The sequence below is a fragment of the Pedobacter sp. 22226 genome (assembly GCF_052045455.1).
GTDB classification, from domain to species: Bacteria; Bacteroidota; Bacteroidia; order Sphingobacteriales; family Sphingobacteriaceae; genus Pedobacter; species Pedobacter jeongneungensis.
Genome location: NZ_JBQEPB010000006.1, coordinates 218813 through 236190, shown reverse-complemented (window position 1 = coordinate 236190; position 17378 = coordinate 218813). Strand labels below are relative to the sequence as shown.

The 17378-nt window shown below is 44.1% G+C and carries 20 protein-coding genes; 4 read left to right on the top strand and 16 right to left on the bottom strand.

What is annotated here, in order from left to right:
• Nucleotides 1-72: 72 nt before the first annotated feature.
• On the bottom strand, nt 73-834 hold the full coding sequence (locus ACTJKC_RS15680; protein WP_440793329.1) for a DUF72 domain-containing protein: 762 nt from the start codon (nt 832-834) through the stop codon (nt 73-75).
• A gap of 242 nt (nt 835-1076) precedes the next feature.
• Between ACTJKC_RS15680 and ACTJKC_RS15675 the strand changes: the two genes are divergently transcribed.
• Together ACTJKC_RS15675 and ACTJKC_RS15670 are read left to right on the top strand one after the other, a co-directional pair.
• The gene (locus ACTJKC_RS15675; protein ID WP_344850208.1) at nt 1077-1541 is read left to right on the top strand and encodes a low affinity iron permease family protein; all 465 of its coding nucleotides are present in this window, start codon (nt 1077-1079) and stop codon (nt 1539-1541) included.
• A gap of 25 nt (nt 1542-1566) precedes the next feature.
• Nucleotides 1567-2799 carry a DUF2252 domain-containing protein gene (locus tag ACTJKC_RS15670; protein ID WP_440793327.1) on the top strand — a complete coding sequence of 411 codons (1233 nt, stop codon included), beginning with the start codon at nt 1567-1569 and terminating at the stop codon, nt 2797-2799.
• Here the strand turns inward: ACTJKC_RS15670 and ACTJKC_RS15665 are convergent.
• The 3 genes from ACTJKC_RS15665 to ACTJKC_RS15655 are packed head-to-tail and all read right to left on the bottom strand — an operon-like array spanning nt 2796 to nt 4601.
• Nucleotides 2796-3566 (bottom strand): DNA-formamidopyrimidine glycosylase family protein, encoded by a 771-nt coding sequence (locus ACTJKC_RS15665; RefSeq protein ID WP_440793325.1) that lies wholly within the window; start codon nt 3564-3566, stop codon nt 2796-2798. The two genes, ACTJKC_RS15670 and ACTJKC_RS15665, sit on opposite strands and share 4 nt — an antisense overlap.
• A gap of 4 nt (nt 3567-3570) precedes the next feature.
• The gene (locus tag ACTJKC_RS15660) at nt 3571-3957 is read right to left on the bottom strand and encodes a DUF3606 domain-containing protein (RefSeq protein WP_440793323.1); all 387 of its coding nucleotides are present in this window, start codon (nt 3955-3957) and stop codon (nt 3571-3573) included.
• A gap of 20 nt (nt 3958-3977) precedes the next feature.
• Nucleotides 3978-4601: a hypothetical protein gene (locus ACTJKC_RS15655; protein ID WP_440793321.1), complete on the bottom strand. Its 624-nt coding sequence runs from the start codon at nt 4599-4601 to the stop codon at nt 3978-3980.
• Between the two features lie 146 nt (nt 4602-4747).
• Between ACTJKC_RS15655 and ACTJKC_RS15650 the strand changes: the two genes are divergently transcribed.
• Nucleotides 4748-4900 (top strand): lmo0937 family membrane protein, encoded by a 153-nt coding sequence (locus tag ACTJKC_RS15650; protein WP_115684176.1) that lies wholly within the window; start codon nt 4748-4750, stop codon nt 4898-4900.
• A 146-nt stretch (nt 4901-5046) separates the two neighbouring features.
• Here ACTJKC_RS15650 and ACTJKC_RS15645 read toward each other — a convergent pair whose 3' ends face one another.
• The 9 genes from ACTJKC_RS15645 to ACTJKC_RS15605 all read right to left on the bottom strand — a co-directional run bounded on the left by ACTJKC_RS15645 (nt 5047) and on the right by ACTJKC_RS15605 (nt 11156).
• Complete coding sequence (locus ACTJKC_RS15645) at nt 5047-5499, bottom strand: GNAT family N-acetyltransferase (protein ID WP_344850196.1); 453 nt, start codon at nt 5497-5499, stop codon at nt 5047-5049.
• A gap of 98 nt (nt 5500-5597) precedes the next feature.
• The gene (locus ACTJKC_RS15640; protein ID WP_440793318.1) at nt 5598-6311 is read right to left on the bottom strand and encodes a DUF3891 family protein; all 714 of its coding nucleotides are present in this window, start codon (nt 6309-6311) and stop codon (nt 5598-5600) included.
• A gap of 33 nt (nt 6312-6344) precedes the next feature.
• Nucleotides 6345-7874 (bottom strand): DEAD/DEAH box helicase, encoded by a 1530-nt coding sequence (locus ACTJKC_RS15635; protein ID WP_440793316.1) that lies wholly within the window; start codon nt 7872-7874, stop codon nt 6345-6347.
• A gap of 241 nt (nt 7875-8115) precedes the next feature.
• Complete coding sequence (locus ACTJKC_RS15630) at nt 8116-8406, bottom strand: hypothetical protein (RefSeq protein ID WP_440793314.1); 291 nt, start codon at nt 8404-8406, stop codon at nt 8116-8118.
• Nucleotides 8407-8444: 38 nt separating this feature from the next.
• Nucleotides 8445-8960, bottom strand: coding sequence for a DUF4385 domain-containing protein (locus tag ACTJKC_RS15625; protein WP_440793312.1), 516 nt, complete (start codon nt 8958-8960; stop codon nt 8445-8447).
• Nucleotides 8961-9221: 261 nt separating this feature from the next.
• The gene (locus ACTJKC_RS15620; RefSeq protein WP_440793310.1) at nt 9222-9938 is read right to left on the bottom strand and encodes a DUF92 domain-containing protein; all 717 of its coding nucleotides are present in this window, start codon (nt 9936-9938) and stop codon (nt 9222-9224) included.
• A 97-nt stretch (nt 9939-10035) separates the two neighbouring features.
• The gene (locus ACTJKC_RS15615; protein WP_440793308.1) at nt 10036-10722 is read right to left on the bottom strand and encodes a type 1 glutamine amidotransferase domain-containing protein; all 687 of its coding nucleotides are present in this window, start codon (nt 10720-10722) and stop codon (nt 10036-10038) included.
• Between the two features lie 6 nt (nt 10723-10728).
• Nucleotides 10729-10872, bottom strand: coding sequence for a hypothetical protein (locus ACTJKC_RS15610; RefSeq protein WP_440793306.1), 144 nt, complete (start codon nt 10870-10872; stop codon nt 10729-10731).
• Between the two features lie 113 nt (nt 10873-10985).
• The gene (locus ACTJKC_RS15605; RefSeq protein ID WP_440793561.1) at nt 10986-11156 is read right to left on the bottom strand and encodes an ATP-binding protein; all 171 of its coding nucleotides are present in this window, start codon (nt 11154-11156) and stop codon (nt 10986-10988) included.
• On the opposite strand from ACTJKC_RS15605, the gene ACTJKC_RS15600 reads away from it, so the two are divergent.
• A complete protein-coding gene (locus ACTJKC_RS15600; protein ID WP_440793563.1) occupies nt 11145-11270 on the top strand; it encodes a hypothetical protein in 126 nt (41 codons plus the stop codon). The two genes, ACTJKC_RS15605 and ACTJKC_RS15600, sit on opposite strands and share 12 nt — an antisense overlap.
• 66 nt (nt 11271-11336) lie before the next feature.
• Here the strand turns inward: ACTJKC_RS15600 and ACTJKC_RS15595 are convergent, their stop codons facing one another.
• From ACTJKC_RS15595 to ACTJKC_RS15585, 3 genes are read right to left on the bottom strand one after another with little or no spacing between them, the layout of a single operon-like run.
• Nucleotides 11337-12065, bottom strand: coding sequence for a DUF3823 domain-containing protein (locus ACTJKC_RS15595; protein WP_440793304.1), 729 nt, complete (start codon nt 12063-12065; stop codon nt 11337-11339).
• An 18-nt stretch (nt 12066-12083) separates the two neighbouring features.
• Nucleotides 12084-14108, bottom strand: a complete 2025-nt coding sequence (locus tag ACTJKC_RS15590) for a RagB/SusD family nutrient uptake outer membrane protein (RefSeq protein ID WP_440793302.1) — start codon at nt 14106-14108, stop codon at nt 12084-12086.
• A 21-nt stretch (nt 14109-14129) separates the two neighbouring features.
• The gene (locus ACTJKC_RS15585; protein ID WP_440793300.1) at nt 14130-17243 is read right to left on the bottom strand and encodes a SusC/RagA family TonB-linked outer membrane protein; all 3114 of its coding nucleotides are present in this window, start codon (nt 17241-17243) and stop codon (nt 14130-14132) included.
• Between the last annotated feature and the right edge of the window lie 135 nt (nt 17244-17378).

Sequence of the window (17378 nt, the reverse complement as noted above, 5' to 3'; positions counted from 1 at the left end):
CAATAAAATTAGCAATATAAAACATGAAATTTATGCCAGGTATCCTGAAAAGTTTTAGGCTCTACCCGTGTATTAAACAACCTCACTTACCAACTGCCTGAGCATCTTTAAATTACCGTACGCATCTCCCATGGTATTATTAAAATAAACAAAAACCTCTTTTCCCTCCAGCAACCAGTCTGCAATGTAACCGGCATACTCTGCAAGTACATCTTCAGCATAACTGCCCCGGTAATTACCGCCGGGTCCATGGAACCTCAGGTACCGGAAAGTACTATCAGGACCATTTTCAGGCCCAGCCCCCATACCTTTGTCGTGGATAACCATTGCCAGCTCATTTTCTTCCAGGAGTTCCATTACCTCTGCGGTGTATAAAGAGGCATGCCTGAATTCCAATGCTATTTTCCATTCTTTTTCAGGATCATGTTCCCTCAGGCTAAGCATCAAGCGTGAAAGTTGATGAAGGTTACCTATCCTGGCACTTGGCGGGAACTGTACGAGAAGACAACCTTTTTTGTCATCTGCAGCCCTGATCACATCCATAAACCTGCTGATCTCTGCAGGATCGAAACCCAGTTGTGGGGAATGCGTAATCCCCTTAAAGAGTTTAAAGGTAAAACGGAATCCGTTTGGCACATCCAAAGTCCATTTTTTTACCGTAGATGCCAGTGGAATTTTATAAAATGAACTATTGATTTCAATACTGTTCATAAGTGAACCGTAATAGCATAGCCTGGACTTTTCCCTGAATGCTTCCGGATAATGCAGTTTATTGGGTACGGGCAATAAAAGCCCGCTGGTGCCTGAATAATAACCTTTGATTTCTTGTCCCATGGTTTAATGCAACAACGCCAAAGGCTAAATTGTTGTCAAAACCACGCATCAAATCCTTTCTGCTGCCGGAATAGTAAAATCTGTTCAGCCAGCGATCCGTGCAGAATAAGGAAATGATAAGCAATAAAACTTACATCAAACCAAGGCATCCATTGTAAAGGACTGTATAACAAATACCTCCACATCACTTAAAACTATTACGCGCCAAACATTGTACTAGCTATAATCATAAAACAAAGAACATGAAAAAGCAGAATTTTTTCGAACGCGCCTCCAATCAGATTACCTGCTGGACCGGAAGTCCATGGGCTTTTACCACTGCATTTATTATCGTAATTATCTGGGGCGTAAGCGGTCCGATATTCCATTTTTCGGATACCTGGCAACTGGTGATCAACACGGGAACCACGATTGTTACTTTCCTGATGGTTTTCCTGATTCAGAAAACGCAGAATAAGGACTCAAAGGCCATACAGCTGAAACTTAATGAGCTGCTGGCCGCAAGCCGCCATGCCAGTAACCGGATGGTAGATATTGAAGACCTCACCGAGTCTGAGCTGGATGTCCTTCATAAATATTACCAGAAACTTTCGGATGTTGCTGAAAAGGACGACGATATCCATAAATCCCATTCTATTGATTCGGCCGAAAAGCTGGCTGAAGAAAAAAACCAGGCCCTCGAACAGAGCAGACCAAATCAGCACTAATAACTACACATTTACCGAGCGAAATATGTCAGAACGTTCCGAAAAAATAAAGGCTTTCAACAAGAACCGCCTTGATTCAATTATCAGCTTAAAATATACCGCCATGCTTGAAAATGCCTTCCGCTTTTACCGCGGAACCTGCCATCTTTTTTATGAGCGGATAGCGGCACTGAAAACCATGCCCAAATCGCCCGTTGGCTGGATCAGCGGTGACCTGCACCTTGAAAATTTTGGAAGCTATAAGGGTAATAACAAACTGGTTTATTTTGACCTGAACGATTTTGATGAGGCCATAAAAGCGCCGGTGCTTTGGGAGGTGGTACGCCTGGTAACCAGTATATTTATCGCCTTCCAAACGCTGGAGATTGATGGCGAACAGGCAATGAACATGGCAACGCTTTTTCTGAAAAGTTACGGCACAACTTTGATAGGCGGAAAGGCGATGGACCTTGATCCAAGAACATCCAAAGGCATTGTTGGTGATTTTTTAAAACGGGCAGAAAGGGGCTCTGCAGATGAACTTATACAGAAAAGAACACTGCGAAAGGGCCGTAAACTGCAGCTCGACACCAACGACGAACGTCATTTTAAACTGGAAAAGGGACTTAAATCTGAACTGATCAGCCATATGGAAGAATGGTTATCACAGAATAACGACAGCCCTTACAATTACCGGGTAAAGGATGTGGTTTACCGGCTTGCCGGAACCGGAAGCCTGGGACAGAAACGTTATCTGTTTCTGCTTAAGAGCCTGCACAAAAAAGACCGTTATTTATTGATCGATATGAAACAGGCTTATCCTTCTTCACTTACGCCATTTTTGAAAAACCCGCAGCCCGATTGGAATAATGAAGCTGAGCGAATTGTATCGGTACAAAAACGCATGCAGCATGTATCCGCCTCTCTGCTTTCTACCAGCACATTCAAAAGTGAAGATTATGTGATCCAGGAACTGCAGCCGGTAAAGGATACGCTGAAATTTAAACTCATCAGGGAAGAATACCGCAAGCTCTTTCAGGTTATCGACGATATGGGAATGCTCACGGCCTCTTCTCAGTTAAGAAGTTCGGGAATGGATGGAACGGCAACCAAGGATGAACTGAAAGCTTTTGCGATAAATAAGGGCTGGCAGCAACAGATTCTTGATATTGCCATAGAGCAGGCAGCTCTTGTGTGTGCAGATTTTGGTGCTTTCCAACAGGATTACAGAAACGGTGCGTATAATGTTGAGCCAAAAAAAGAGGAGCAGCCGGTTTAATGAAAAAGTTCCTGGGATTTGGTATAATAGCTTGTTCTCCCCCCGATTTTTTCAGAAAGGATTTCCTCGCCTTTAGGGGTCTGTTTGAGCTTTGCGCTGTGCACCTGCATAAAATCCCTCAGTTCGCCTGTTAACTCATCGCCATTTTCTTTTTCGATCTTTTTAATTGCTGTTTCCAAAACGGAATGAATACTCTTATGGAGTTTTTTAACGTACTCGTCAGGGATTTTACCGGCAATAGAGAAAGGGGAAATCCCTGCGTGGTAGAGAATTTCATCTCCATAGGAATTTCCGATTCCGCGGACCTTTTTCTGATCCATCAGCAGGGTTTTGATCGTAGTTTTTTTACCCTCCAGCAATTTTTTCAGAACCGGATAATTCAGCTCTAAGGCATCGGGCACCTCGTTTACCGATGGATTGAGCGTGGGCGTTGCCTGTTTTTGCATATCGGTAACTGCAAAACCTCTGCCGCCTTTAAAGTGGAAAACAAGCACAGGAAATTTCGGGGGCTTTTCTCCTAATGCCACCAGCTCGCCACGCAACATCAGGTGCAGTCCTAAAACCCTGTCGCGGCCAAAATGAAACTGCAGCGTTTTACCTGAACGTTTCACTTTGGAAAGCTGATGGCCTTCCAGCGACTCTTTAAGTTTTTTAGCCGTTACGTTGAGTTTCCCTGCAACTTCTACATCAATTTTTTCCAGTATTTTTCCGCTGTATCTGCGGTTTAGTATTCTGGAAAACACTTCTAAATCGGGGAGTTCTGCCATAAGGTTATGTTTTGAGGTATTTTTTTATTTCTGAAAGCTTATTACCCCGCATCAGGGCGGCAGCTTTAAGCTCATCTGTACTTATCCGGAAACGTTCTGCCCTATAGGTGAGTTCGCTTTCGTTACCGGTATTTATTGTTCCTTCATCAGGCCCAAAATCACCAGGCTCCAGCGTTTCGCGGTCGCCTTCTGCCTCATGCAACGCATCGTCCTTACCGGAAGGATCATCCTCAAAGAACTGCCTCGCCCGTTTAAGCCCGGTGGCTATTGCCAGTCCTTCCTCTAAACCTTCGGCAAGCAGTGCATTTGCTATTTCTACAGCCTTTTCCCTCAGGAAAACAGGCTGGTTTTTATATGACGGAGGGTAATCTCCATTATACCATGGCATCATATTCTCCTTTCTTTGTTTTATCAGTTAACCGCTATTATTTTGAAATAAGCATCGTCCTTTTTCTTAACTACCAGGTCCAGGTGTTCGTCGAAATCGACCAGGTTCATCACTTCATCCTGAAGAAAAGTGCTGAATACCTCAAGATCGGTATCAGGATTAAGGGTAATTTCCAAAGTTTCACTGGTTTTCCATCCGGTATGGATAATTTCAGGATATGCCCCTTTAAGTATTGCAGGAAAACCATTTCTGGAAAATGCTTCTGAAAGCGCAGCGGAGATATCCCAAAGATGCTCCTGCAGCGGCTGATCTTCTGTTTTCCACTGCATGCCGTGAGCGGGATCCTGCCACATGGTACCGAGAAAAGCATTTTCGAGGCTTACGCTATAACATTCACCACTACTTTCAACAATGGCCTGTTTGATGCCGTTGCTGGTTGCGATATCAAAAATGTATCTTTCCATATTCAGATCGGGTTTTATTTCGGATGTTTTGGATTTTAAACGATTCCTGCGTTCTCTGCCATACATTAAACAGAGTGCCGCCAGTGAAACACCAAGGGCTGCACCAAAAAGCAATTCTGTGGTGTAACGCCCTATCCACTTACCGGCCCGTTGGCCAGACTGTTCATTTACAAATACTTCCATGTGCGTAGAACATCAGATATGACCGATCGGTTTGGTTATCTGCATTTATATTTTTTAGAACTGATGTTCCATTAATACAGATTACGCATATCATTAAAACTAAAAGGAATAAATCCTGTTGTTAATAAAACTTAAATTTTAAAAACATGGGAAACTTACTTTATCTGGTTGCAGTTGTACTTGTCATTATATGGGCAATTAGTTTTTTCGGGGGATATTACACTGGCGGAATTATCCACGCTTTGCTGGTAATCGCTGTAATTGCTGTGATATTACGTTTGATAAGAGGAGCAGCTTAAAATTAATTAACGACCGGTTACAAACGATTTCCGGATCGCGAGAACAACAAAACGACTGACCGCAGACAAAATCATATCTGCGGTCTTTTTTATGGGTTAAATGATGTTGCAAAATGTTGAGACTTTAAGATTAATGCGGCGCGTTATTAATCCTTTTCGCAGTGCTGCCTGAGCTGTTTTGGTCCCTGAGGCCATATAAAGGCCGTGGTTTGCTTCTTCCAGCCAAGATTTTTATAAAAACGATCTGCACCCGGAGCAGCGCTCAGGTTAACAAAATGATAATTATTTAACTGAGCGTTTAAGGCGCTGACGAGATATTTTCCAAGCCCCTGACCCTGGTAATCCGGATCAACAACGATGTCGGCCAGCATTGCATAATATCTTCCATCTCCTACTACCCTGCCGAAAGCGATTATAATATCCCCATGATAGATAAAAAGCGTAGTAGTACTCATGCCAAAGGCCTTTTCTATTTCTTCTGCCAGGCGATGTTTCCAGTTGATTTTCTGGAACAGTTCGAGCACCCGTTGCCAGTTGATACCGGTTAAATCCGGATTGATGTGATATTCATAAGCAGGTAGTTTCTGAGGGACTATCATGGTTAGTGATTAAATTATTATTTTGATGGGATAAATATTGGGTAAAAACGATTTAGATTAACTGAAATTGTGTACTAAATGGTTATCTGTTTGTTTGATTATTGCCTGGAGATGATCACATTCCTGAGTTCGACCGGTGCCTTCTGCAAGGCCTTTCTAAATACCTTATCGTTTTCGAAACTGATATCTTTTAAGCTCAGCCGCTCGTAGCTCACCTCAAACCTGTCACACCCGAAGGGCCAGGGTTTAACAATAAGCCGCTGCTCTTGCTGAAAAAACTGATAAGAAGTTCCACCAGGCCCCTGACTGATTTCGAGGCGGCGCTCTTCGGGCGGAATCTGGTCCTGGCAGATGAGCAGCGAAAAGGCATCACAAAATTCAAGCAGTGCATAAGCGCGGTTTACTTCTTCCATACTGCTCCGGGCCTCTTTGATCCACTGCGGTTCCTGCTTTTTAAGTTTTGCGAGATAAGGTTTTGCTGCCGCTTCACTTCCATGGGTAAAGGAGATATGCCGTGCAAAAAGCAGCGCGATAAAACGGCTCTTGCTTAAGGCTTTATCCATCATCTCAATGCAGGCCTCCATGTCAAATGCAGTCATTTTAAAATCCAACGGACCACCGTTATCGCATAGCAGCGGACCCCGGCTAAATTCGTTAAAAACATCGTCATGCTCGGTAGTGGCAATCAGGGTTTCTACCCAGCGGTTGGGCTGGTCGGAAATTTTCCATCTTGCACATATCTGTCCGGCCAGAAGCCCGTGCGCACGTTGGGTTATGATTTCCCAGCCGCTGTTACAATAGTTCACTATCATGATTTTTCCACGCTGCTAAATTCCAAACTGCCTTTAAACCGCTGTACGCATTGCTGCCCGCCGCGACATTATTTTTTCAATAAGGCCCTGCAAACGGCTCCGGTAGTCGCTGCCCAGCCACTTCGTATAGTTTTTGGTTACCGTACCCAGGCATTTGGCATATTGCTTTATCCTCCAGTCGATTTCCTTATCAAGTTCTTTAGATAATTCAAGCGCCATTGTTACCGTTTCTGCATTGTCTGCACACATAAGCGCATGTTGTCTGATGGAACTGCGGAGTACAGACCTTGCCTTTTCTCCTTTCTCCATAGCTGTTTGATAGGCGGCTAATACATCAAAAGATATCCCCGTGCTATTGGGAAACTTATTCCTCATTTCCGCAGGCATCTGGTGGATATCATCGGTAGCTTTCGCCAGAATCTGGTGATAGATTTCGGGGTTTTCAAATACATGTTGCCAGTCTATCGGCGCATCCCATTCTCCAAACCTTTCTGCATTGTTGCCCAGGTCTGTAATGTTAAATGTTCTTTTACCGGGCAAACGCCTTGCTCCCCTGCCAATCATCTGGTGGTAGAGTGTAAGGGAGGTGGTTGCACGGTTTAATATTACAGACTGAACTGAAGGTTCATCAAAACCGGTTGTTAAAATGGAAACCGAGGTAAGTATAGCGCCCTTTGTTTTTTTAAACCATTTTAATATTTCAACCCGTTCTGCACTTTCTGTCTGGTTGTCAAGATGGCGTACCGGATAACCTGCCTCCTGGAAAACTTCAAGCACCTTACGGGAGGTAAATATTCCGTTATTAAAAATCAGTGTTTTTTTACCCAGAGAATGTTCCCTGTAGGCATGAATTAAAAGATCGAGCATGGCTTTAGACGAATAAAGTTCATCGGAACTGCTTACCGTAAAATCACCATGAATACCCCTGTTGAGGGTATTGAGCTCTACCTCATAACCAAAACTTTTTGGTTTTGCCAGAAACCCGTTTTCGATGAGCGAACTTATGGGTTCCCCAAGCACCAGTTCGCCATAAAAGTTTTTCATCGGTCTGGATACATCTGCCGAAAATGGTGTTGCTGTTACACCAATTACCCCGGCGCCGGGAAATTTCTTAAGCAGTTTATGAAAAGAATTGTGATGAGCCTCATCCACGATGACAAGCCCCACGCCTTCAGTATCGATAACGCCATCATCTATCCGGTGTTTAAGGGTTTCAACCATGGCCACATAACAGTGATAATAATCTTTTTTAGAGATCCTTTTAACCGTACTGTTCACAACTTTATTATTAACGCCTGTATTTTTCAGTGCCAGCGAAGTCTGCCTGCACAGCTCCTGCCGATGGGTAAGCACGATAACTTTTTTCCCGTATTTTTTGATAAAGCGGTCAGCAATTTCAGAAAAGATGACAGTTTTACCACCACCAGTAGGCAACTGATAGAGTAAACGCGGGCTGTCGGTTCCCTCCTGCATTTTTTCAAAAAGGGTTTCAATAGCGTGTTGCTGATAGGGATATAATTTTCTCGCTGGACCATGCGCAGCCGAAGGGGATAAAATCTGCATGGTGTTACAACCACAGAAACAGGCCGAAAGTTTTGAGATAAGGTGAGATCATAAAAATCTTTATTACTTATATCAAATGGTAGATTGCCCATGCTTATGTAACCTGAAGGCTGTGATGACAGAAGCCCTGCAGGCCCGGCGCGGGCTCCCGCCAATAAAAAATAATTAACCGTTGTGAGCGGTTGTTTTTTCAACTGTTTTAATCACCCCTGGCTGATGTAACCTTCAATAGCTCTTTTTTTTATTCGATTTCTCCTTCAGCGAGCCCCTCCAAAAACCAGCCTGATTTGTACTCAAACAAAACTTCCCGATCTCCCGATTCACTGATTACCTTGCCCGTAAAATCGTGTGCAATATCTTTTTCCGATTCTAGCACCGCTTTGGCCCTAGCTGCATATTCTTCGAGATCGAGGCCATCCCTGATGACGTAATGTGGCTCTCCCACATCCATCCAGCGCGTTTCTACCACCCCCTCTTCGAATTTGTTCCTATTGGCTGCCTCAAGAGCACCACCATTCTGATTAATCTCCATAACTATCAATTTATTTTTATATTTTTTTTCTACTAAAATCAGCCATATTTCTTTTTCCAGCAGATTTTTTCTTCACGATACCAGTGATTTGCTTCTGCCTTTTTCCAGTAATCATAAAATATTAAAGCAGCCTCTGCCTTTTGCTCCTCTCCGGTACCACGTGTTAAAGGGGCATAATCATCTTTTTTATCGTATTTATTGCCTCCCTTATAATTGGCATAGCGCCTCGCACGGGTATATCCCATCTGAAGATACTTCCGGGCCAGGTCGGCGCCTACAAAATCACCGTCTTCTGTAAAATCTATAAAACAGTTAAAAATTGCATCTGCACTCTGCCTGGCAATCTGTGGATCCTTAAAACGCCATAATGGGCCAATTAAAGACTTGTAGGGTTCACAGATTAACACACCCTGCTCTCCTTTTCCAACACGGTACATCTGCGGATGATCACGGTAATTGATTTCTTTTTTCCAGGGATAACTTTCGATATCAAATCCGAGATAAGACGGACGCCTCACCTTAGGGATGTTCTTATCGGATACCGTCTTTTTCATATTACCGCTATCATACTATACCACAATCAGTTACCTTATATACAGCAAATCGTTCTGCACCATTATAAACCATATCGTTTAAACAATTTGCATCATCTTAAAATGGAGAACAGTATCTACAGGAAAAAAGTTTGGTTTATGAGCTACCGGGCGGGGACTGAAGGATTAATGCTAAGATATTCGTTATCCCTGCATCCGGAGATAAAACGGAATGCAGATCGACCATAAGCTTTCCGGATAAATATATTGGAATGTAAATCCCTACCTGAGCAACAACTCCAACTGTAACAATACTCCGGCGGCCGTCAGGGTATTCAAAAAATTAACCGCATTATTCCCGATTATCCCCTTCCGCTCCAGCACAGCGCCTAATACTGAATCGGTGAGGTTTCCTGCGGTCCCTGCCAGTACGATAAATAAAAAGCTGATGTCCCATCCCCGTCCTAGCGCATAAATGCCGGCAATAACGGCGCTTCCGGCAATACCGGTTAAGGTTCCTTCCAGACTAATTACTCCATCTTGCCCACAGCTGTCGGGCCTGAAAGAAATAACATTAAAAAAACGGCTCCCATAAACCATTCCAAGCTCTGATGAGAGGGTATCTGCTGTTGCTGAAGCAAAAGCGGCTGCCATAGCCGGAAACATCAGATAATTGAGCTGAGGATAGTATAGAATCAGAATACCTGCAATGGCAGCAGCACCGGCGTTGGCCAGTACCTGCAACGCACTACGGCCTTTACCTGTTTCCTCCACAGGCACAAAAGTTTTCTTTTTATGCTCCTGCCAGGAGGTGGCGGCAGAACCCATAATAAAAAATGCCGTCATCATTGCAAGCCCTGTGTAACCTGCTGCGCTGAAAATAATTACCGCCAGTATTGCGCCTGTAAAAGCAGCTGTAACGGTTAGCTTTTTTGCCAGTATGCTATAGGCCATACCCGCAATAATGATGATAGGCAAAAAGATACCGGTATTGAACATGGCACAAATATATCTGAATTATATTTACGCAAAAGCAACTTTACAAGCTTTTGAAAGCCTTTGAACTTCCATCAGCCTGTAAAGCTTATAAATAATTTTATGATTCCTCTAATAAATCAATCAGGGCTTTGGCTGCCGGGCCTGCCGACAAAGGATTCTGACCGGTTATGAGCAATCCATCTTTTTCTACATGAGACAAGAAGGGCACGAGCGCGGTTTTTACTTCGGCGCCAAGTTCTTCCAGTTTGGTTTGGAGCAGATACGGCACATTACCACTACGGCCAACCAAAGTTTCTTCGGTATTACTGAAAGCTGAAATGATTTTCCCTTTTAAAAACCCGGGCCTTTGCCTGTCTGCACTGATCAATGCCGCCGGACCATGGCATACAGCAGCTACCGGTTTGCCGGCGTCTAAAAAATCAAGGATTAAAATTCCGCTGTTGTTATCCTGAGCCAGATCCCAGATTGGTCCGTGCCCGCCGGGATAGAACACTGCGTCAAAGTCTTCAGACTTTACCTGATTGAGCAAATGGGTTTGCGAAAACGCAGTCTTTGCAGTTTCATCATCCTGATACCTGCGGTTAGAACCGGTTATATTTTCTGTGAGTTCGCTTACCGGATCAACAGGGGGCCGCCCTCCTTTCGGGCTAACCAGCGTTACCTGATAACCGGCATCGATAAATTCATAATAAGGGTCTGTAAATTCGCCCAGCCACACACCTGTTTTTCCATCGGTATTTTCCATCCCGCTGTGCGAGGTTAATACCATTAATATTTTTTTCATGTGTTGTTATTTAATGTCTTCCGGATCAAGTTCATTTCCTTCCTCATCTACCCGCTGGTGTTCGTCCCAGTTCGAATCCTGCGTGGATTTCTCTTGCGGGTTAATATTTTGATTCTCGTCCTTCTCTTCTTTTTCTTTGGGATCTTTCATTGCTATTGGTTTTAAGTTTGATTAATAACAAAACCGCAGGGCAATAGTTCGGAAAAGTTTAAAGGCAGCAGTGAAAATGGAATCAGGGCACCAAGCGGGAGCGGCGAAGCGTCTTAATACCGCGGAAGTGTGAAATGAAGGGTTGATCGTTTGCCGGGTTCACTTTCTAGCCATATTGTGCCACCATGTAATGAAATAATTTCAGCACAGAAGTACAGACCTATACCAAAACCGGAAGTGGTTTTGCTCAGGTCATTTTCAATTCTGTAATAATGTTGAAAGATTTTTTGATGATGGCCGGGATCGATCCCTGTACCGTTTTCTCGAACAGAAAAATGGATTTCTATCACAAAAACAGTGGCAAAATTAGCGGAAATGACAAAAAAGGCCTGGCATAGCGAACCGCTTGCCTCTTTTATATCAATAAACTGTTCCCCGATATTAATACAGGGGAGCAGTTTATTTTAGTTGGGAACCTGTACGGTTTTAACTGTTGTATAGTTGTACTTTTTAAAGGCATCGTTTACCCTTACCCCAATGCGGATAAAATATGTTGTGGCATACTTCATCGGTTGTGAGGATGAAATAGTGAGCACCTGGTTTTCCATAGCTGCCGTTGCAGCCACAACTCCCCCAACCCGGGTATTATCAAAGTTATTGTTGCCAACATACTGGGTAGTGGAAATAAAAAGCTGATAATCCAAAGGTGCGGGCTGTGTTTTTCCAGCAGGGGCAGCATTCCGTGTAAATTTAAAAGATACCAAGATTTTTTTATCGGCGGTAACCACAGGTTCGCCTGCAAAATCTACATTAAGGTAAGGCACCACTTTAAAATCGGCCACGGTAGTATTGCCACTGGTCAGTTCAACGGTTTTCATTTGTGCACTATCCAGCGGATAAAAAGGTCCGTCGAAAGGGGCAACACGGTAACGCCCGGCAAAAAGTTTATTGTTGCTGTATCTTCCATCCTGTAAAAAATTAAGGTCCTGGGCAGTCGGGTTATTGTTCCAGCTTAGTTCCTCGAGCTTTATCCTTGCGCTTCCCTTTCCCTGCTCAAGTTGCAGGGCTTTACCGCCGGCATCAGTTAACGCACCTGATATGCCTGCATCAGGGGATAAGTAATTATCTTTTGTACAGGAAGAACCCATCAGCGCGGCAGCACACAACAGGGCATATATTATATTTCTTTTCATTTTTGTTTCTTTTGATTGTTAGTTACTCAGATTCGGTTTAAGTCCTTTTGCCACCTCTCCTGCAGGAATCGGTTCATAGTAATTACGCACGGGGAAGGTGAAGGCCGAATTGCGTTCATCGAAACGGCAATCGAAAATATATTTACCCAGAATATAATCAGTGCCCTGGTTAACTGCCCCCTTCGAAAACAGGAAAGGATTAAGCCTTCTCCATGTTCTTGCATTTACTTCCTGGTCAAAGGTTCTCCAGCGGATCATGTCCCAGTACAATTTGTTTTCAAAAGCGAGTTCTTTTCTGCGCTCAATCCTGATGATCTGCTGACCACGATTAGGGGCGAGTACATAGCCACCTGCAATAAGAGGAGTTGCACTGGCCGCAGATAATTCGCCTGGACTGCCCAGCAATACTGCTCCTGCCCTGCCGCGGATATCGTTAATGCAGTTATAGGCATCTGCCTGGAGATCTGTTCCTGCCACGGCACCACCGTTCTGAAAAATTTCGAGCGCAGCTTCTGCCCTGTTAAGCAAAATTTCTGCATAGCGCATTTCTATCCACGATTGCGTAGACATGTGCAGCGCGGTTGCACCTACCGTTAAGTTTGGATTAAGGTATTTACGCCCTGAAAAACCGGTTACCGAGCCGGCACCCGAACCAGACTGGATACCATCTAAACCGGCCGGTAAAATTTTCTCACCATTGGAAAGCACAATGGGAATCTGCACTCCCGGCCTGTTATCAGATGATTGTTTGATGTTAGCATTGTAATAGGCAAGAGTGGTATAGTTGGTTTTACTATCATCCGGAAAAAACTTTTGTACAGGGACCGAAGGATCAACACTTTCGATAAAAGTACCGCGGCGGATATCATTGTTAAGTCCTTTAAAAGCCTGGCCGGGAAGCAGGACGGTACCGCGCAGGCGTGGCTCTGCATTATCAAAAAGTTCTCTCACGTTGTTAAAAACCTTATACGACCCATCGGCATTTAGTGTATTCAATTGGCCTTTGGCATTTTTAGGCAAACCATCGAAAAGCTCAACATAATCTAATGTCGGGCAGAAACGGTCACCGTAGGTAGAGGTCATATGTTGCGGAGATTCGAGGGCATCCCAGCTATGAACAGATTCCGGATAAGAATAACCTTTAACAAAAATATTTTCCGGGCTGGAAGTATCAAGAAACAGTTCCGCATAATTGTCAGCAGTTGAGAGGCGGTCGGTTGCCGACCATTTTTTACGGTACAGGCTATACTGACCATCGAGCAGTTTCGCGGCCTGCCAGGCGGCAATAAAATAGGTATTCGCCTTGTCGGCAGGAATTCCGTTCAGCATTACATTTCCTACTATATATGGGGTTCCATACCTGGCAATTGAACCAGCGGTAAGCATTACCCTTGATTTGAAACCTGCAGCTATAAATTTATTTGCCCTACCCTTATTCTCGCTTACGGTATTTAAGCCGGCAATTGCCAGATCAAGATCAGCGGCAATAAAATCGTAACTTTCCTGTTCGCTGCTCCTTGGTACCAGCAGTTGTGAGGGATCTACTCCCGCATAATCGTTCTGGGTTTCTTTCAGTATTGGTACTCCCCCATACCTTTTAACCAGGGCAAAATAAGTGTAGGCCCTTAAAAAATAAGCCTCGGCTTGCCATTTTGCTACGCTGGCAGGCACTAGTCCCTGTTTTGGCAGGTTGGCCAGCAGGTAATTGATATTTCTGATCTCTTTATAGGCTTCGGCAAAGTATCCTCTGGCAGGATTGATAAACCCGCCATTGTTGCGGTTTGCATTTTCGCCGGTATTGATCGAAAGTGTGCTGATGATATTCCATGTGTTAAATCCGTTGGTACCCTGGTTATCGGCACTGTATTTAAAATCCTCAATCGGAAGGTTATTGTAGAGGGTAGCCATATAAGCCTTTACCCCATCGTCTGTTCCCAGCGCAATATCATCCTGAATGATGTTTGGAGGAGAGAGTTCCAGTTTGTTACAGGAGAAAAATACACCAGCAAACAACACTGTTATAATAAAATTGAATCTTTTCATAATCATTTCCCGATTCTATAGTTAAAACTTAATATTGGCGCCAAAATTTACCGTTTTGTTTAACGGATAGAGGTATCCGTAAATGTTGGAAGGATGCTCGGGATCTACCCCGATGGCATTGGTAAAGGTAAACAGGTTATAACCGTTGGCATAAAAGCGCACCTGTTGAAGCCCGGCCTTCGAAATGAGTTTTTTGGGCAGTGAATACCCCAGTTCGATACTTTTTACCCGAAGGTAAGATCCGTTCTGAATTCCTCTTTTTGAGTCGATTTCATATTGGGTACCCGAATAGGCATTGTAACCCGGAATCCATACATTGGAAGGATCGTAAGGGTCTTTTTTCGGGTCCTGCGGATGCCACCTGTCCATAAAGAAATCAAGTGCGTTTTCCGAAATTGTCTGGTACATTTCACCGTAGGCCACGTAAGACATCCCCGCCCCCTGCAACAGCACGTTCAGGTCAAAGCCTTTATAATCAGCACTTATATTCAATCCAAAGGTGAGCAGCGGATTGTTTTGTTTGCTATTAAAATCCCCTGTCGGATTGAGCGTTGTTGCAATAGGATAGCGGTCCATGTCATCTATGGTTCCATCTCCGTTCCAGTCTTCATAAATATAATCTCCCGGCAGGGTTACCCTTGAGGTATATACCGGATACCTGGCAATTTCACTATTGCTTTGGTACTGACCTACATAGCCATAACCAAACCATACATCGTTGTAACGGTTGGTGGTGTTGTTCCTCCAGTTCAGGTAAGAGTTGCCATCCCGTCCGCGTTCTACATATCTGTTTTTCGTCCTGGTAATGTTGATGTTTCCACTGAGGCTATAGTTTAGCTCCTTACCGATTGTATTTCTATGGGTTAAAAGCAATTCCAGTCCCCGGGTCTGATCAGAATTTAGGTTTTCCAATCCGGTTACCGCTCCAAAAGTTGCCGGAAAAGAAACCGACCTGTTTGCTGCTATCCCGCTTCCGTTACGCTGAAAGGCATCGAAAGAGAAACCGAATTTACCTTTCCAGAATTCACCATCAAGCCCAAAATTCAGCATTTTGCCTTCATACCAGGTAAAATTAGGGGTTGGAAGCACCCTGAAGCCGAGCGAATTCGTCCATCCATCGAAAAAATATCCGTTAGAGAGTCCCTGCGAATTTCCGGTTGCAGGATAATCATAACCCTGGACATGTTGAAAATTTAAGCCGCTGTCGTTCCCCACCACGCCATAACTTGCGCGCAGTTTAATATTATCGATAAAAGAAAGCGCGCTGTTGTTTTTGATAAAACCCTCTTCCGAAATCCTCCAGCCCAACGATCCTGAAGGGAAAAAGCCCCATTTATCACTTGGCGGAAATTTCGAAGAACCATCGCGGCGCACGGCAAATTCCAGCAGATATTTCGAACTGTAGGCATAATTGATCCGGCCGATAAATGCTTTCCTGCTGGTCTGAAAAACGTCGGCAGGGTTATTAAATCCCTGTTGGTTTAGCGAATTTCCGGCAAAGAGGTAAGGAAGCTGAATAGAAAGTTCGCGTTGCGCCTGAAAAGCATCGCCAGAGTTGTTTTCCTCTTCATAGGCACCAAAAAGTTTTAGGTCATGCTTGCCCGCAAAAGTACGCTCATAGTTTAACGAAAACTGCAAAAGGTTGTTTGGCGTGGTGCTGTAGCTGCGGTTAAGCTGATTCGGGATCTGATATTTTACGCCGGTATAACTGTTGTTTGTTGGGTTGTAATCATATACAGAAAAGGTTTTTTGGTAAGAAGTGTTATCGGTAAGGTTGGCATCGTAACTAAAAAGCCCCCTGGCCGAAAGTCCTTTAACAAACGGCACCGCATAATCAAGACTGAAGGAACTCTGAAAAATCTTGTTATTGTATTTTCTGAATCCGGAAATATCTGAATCGGCAATGGCACCGGGATTATAATCTGCCTGGTTTTTGAACAGGTAGGCGGGATTGTTGTTGGCATAATAAGGGTCATCAGGATGTGATCTCCAGAGATTTTTAAAAATCTCCCACGAATCGCGGTACGGACGGTTCTGTTCATCCATAATTCCGCTCAGGTTAAGGGTAGCTTTTAGCGAGCGGGTTACCTGTGCAGTTACATTCGACCTGAAATTGTATTTCTTATAATTGAGATCGTCTGACTTCCAAAGGCCGCTCTGGGCAGAATAACCAAAATTCATGAAGTAGGAAATTTTCCCTCCTTCGGCACTTCCGCTTGCACTCAGGTTGTGCTGAGATTGACCCGAACTTTTTCTCATCACCATAGTGTACCAATCTGTACTTTGCCTGGTTCCATCAAGGAACGGCCTGATTACATCATCAGAAAAGGCAGGTACCGGAGAATTGATATTGTGCATCGATCTTTCATTGAGGATGGTAAACCGATCTACCGCATTAAGTGGCTTAGGCAAACCTGAAGGCCGCTGGAAGCCTGCAAATACCGAATATTCGATTGAGGCTTTACCCATAGCGCCCTTTTTGGTCGTAACTACAATTACGCCGTTTGCTGCCCGTGCCCCGTAAATGGCTGCAGAAGCATCTTTAAGCACCGAAACGCTTTCGATCTCATTGGGATCAAGTCTGCTCAGGTTCCCCCGGGGTACACCATCAATAATCACCAGCGGATTGTTGCCAAAACCGCGGATATCAAACTGGTTATTAAATGTACCAGGTTCAGAAGTTCCCTGCACTACCCTCAGGCCAGGAACCTTACCGGTAAGCATGTTCTGTACATTCTGGTTTTTGGTAGTGGTAATCTCCTTGTTAGATACCGAGGCAACCGAACCGGTAAGGCTGGTCTTTTTTTGGGTGCCATAACCTACCACCACAACCTCTTCCAGGCTTTTATCCGTTTCGCTAAGGCTTACATTTATCGTCCTGCTTCCTCCAACGGGCAATTCTTTTGTTGTATAACCCACAAATGAAAAGGTAAGCACAGCGCCCGAAGCAACAGTTATGGCGTACTCACCGTTATTATTTGTAGAGCTGGCGGCACTGCCACCCTTCACTTTTACAACAGCACCGACCAGAGGGCCGCCGTTTTCATCTGTCACCTTGCCCTTTACAGGCGTACCCTGCGCATGCACACTTACGGAAATGTAACAGCCGAGCAGGAAAAACAATAATTTTCTCATACTAAATTTTCATTATAATCATGGTTAGATAATTAGGCTAAAGAACCAGTTAACCCTTAAGGAAAAATTAATATTTAATTAATTATGCGCCTAAAACCTATTTTTTTATTGGAAAAGCCTAAAAACCTGCAAAAT

Bases quoted from the DNA above. Each gene is read 5' to 3' on its own strand.
- ACTJKC_RS15680 (WP_440793329.1), bottom strand. From the start codon at position 834: ATGGGACAAGAAATCAAAGGTTATTATTCAGGCACCAGCGGGCTTTTA.
- ACTJKC_RS15675 (WP_344850208.1), top strand. From the start codon at position 1,077: ATGAAAAAGCAGAATTTTTTCGAACGCGCCTCCAATCAGATTACCTGC.
- ACTJKC_RS15670 (WP_440793327.1), top strand. From the start codon at position 1,567: ATGTCAGAACGTTCCGAAAAAATAAAGGCTTTCAACAAGAACCGCCTT.
- ACTJKC_RS15665 (WP_440793325.1), bottom strand. From the start codon at position 3,566: ATGGCAGAACTCCCCGATTTAGAAGTGTTTTCCAGAATACTAAACCGC.
- ACTJKC_RS15660 (WP_440793323.1), bottom strand. From the start codon at position 3,957: ATGATGCCATGGTATAATGGAGATTACCCTCCGTCATATAAAAACCAG.
- ACTJKC_RS15655 (WP_440793321.1), bottom strand. From the start codon at position 4,601: ATGGAAGTATTTGTAAATGAACAGTCTGGCCAACGGGCCGGTAAGTGG.
- ACTJKC_RS15650 (WP_115684176.1), top strand. From the start codon at position 4,748: ATGGGAAACTTACTTTATCTGGTTGCAGTTGTACTTGTCATTATATGG.
- ACTJKC_RS15645 (WP_344850196.1), bottom strand. From the start codon at position 5,499: ATGATAGTCCCTCAGAAACTACCTGCTTATGAATATCACATCAATCCG.
- ACTJKC_RS15640 (WP_440793318.1), bottom strand. From the start codon at position 6,311: ATGATAGTGAACTATTGTAACAGCGGCTGGGAAATCATAACCCAACGT.
- ACTJKC_RS15635 (WP_440793316.1), bottom strand. From the start codon at position 7,874: ATGCAGATTTTATCCCCTTCGGCTGCGCATGGTCCAGCGAGAAAATTA.
- ACTJKC_RS15630 (WP_440793314.1), bottom strand. From the start codon at position 8,406: ATGGAGATTAATCAGAATGGTGGTGCTCTTGAGGCAGCCAATAGGAAC.
- ACTJKC_RS15625 (WP_440793312.1), bottom strand. From the start codon at position 8,960: ATGAAAAAGACGGTATCCGATAAGAACATCCCTAAGGTGAGGCGTCCG.
- ACTJKC_RS15620 (WP_440793310.1), bottom strand. From the start codon at position 9,938: ATGTTCAATACCGGTATCTTTTTGCCTATCATCATTATTGCGGGTATG.
- ACTJKC_RS15615 (WP_440793308.1), bottom strand. From the start codon at position 10,722: ATGAAAAAAATATTAATGGTATTAACCTCGCACAGCGGGATGGAAAAT.
- ACTJKC_RS15610 (WP_440793306.1), bottom strand. From the start codon at position 10,872: ATGAAAGATCCCAAAGAAAAAGAAGAGAAGGACGAGAATCAAAATATT.
- ACTJKC_RS15600 (WP_440793563.1), top strand. From the start codon at position 11,145: ATGTTGAAAGATTTTTTGATGATGGCCGGGATCGATCCCTGTACCGTT.
- ACTJKC_RS15595 (WP_440793304.1), bottom strand. From the start codon at position 12,065: ATGAAAAGAAATATAATATATGCCCTGTTGTGTGCTGCCGCGCTGATG.
- ACTJKC_RS15590 (WP_440793302.1), bottom strand. From the start codon at position 14,108: ATGAAAAGATTCAATTTTATTATAACAGTGTTGTTTGCTGGTGTATTT.
- ACTJKC_RS15585 (WP_440793300.1), bottom strand. From the start codon at position 17,243: ATGAGAAAATTATTGTTTTTCCTGCTCGGCTGTTACATTTCCGTAAGT.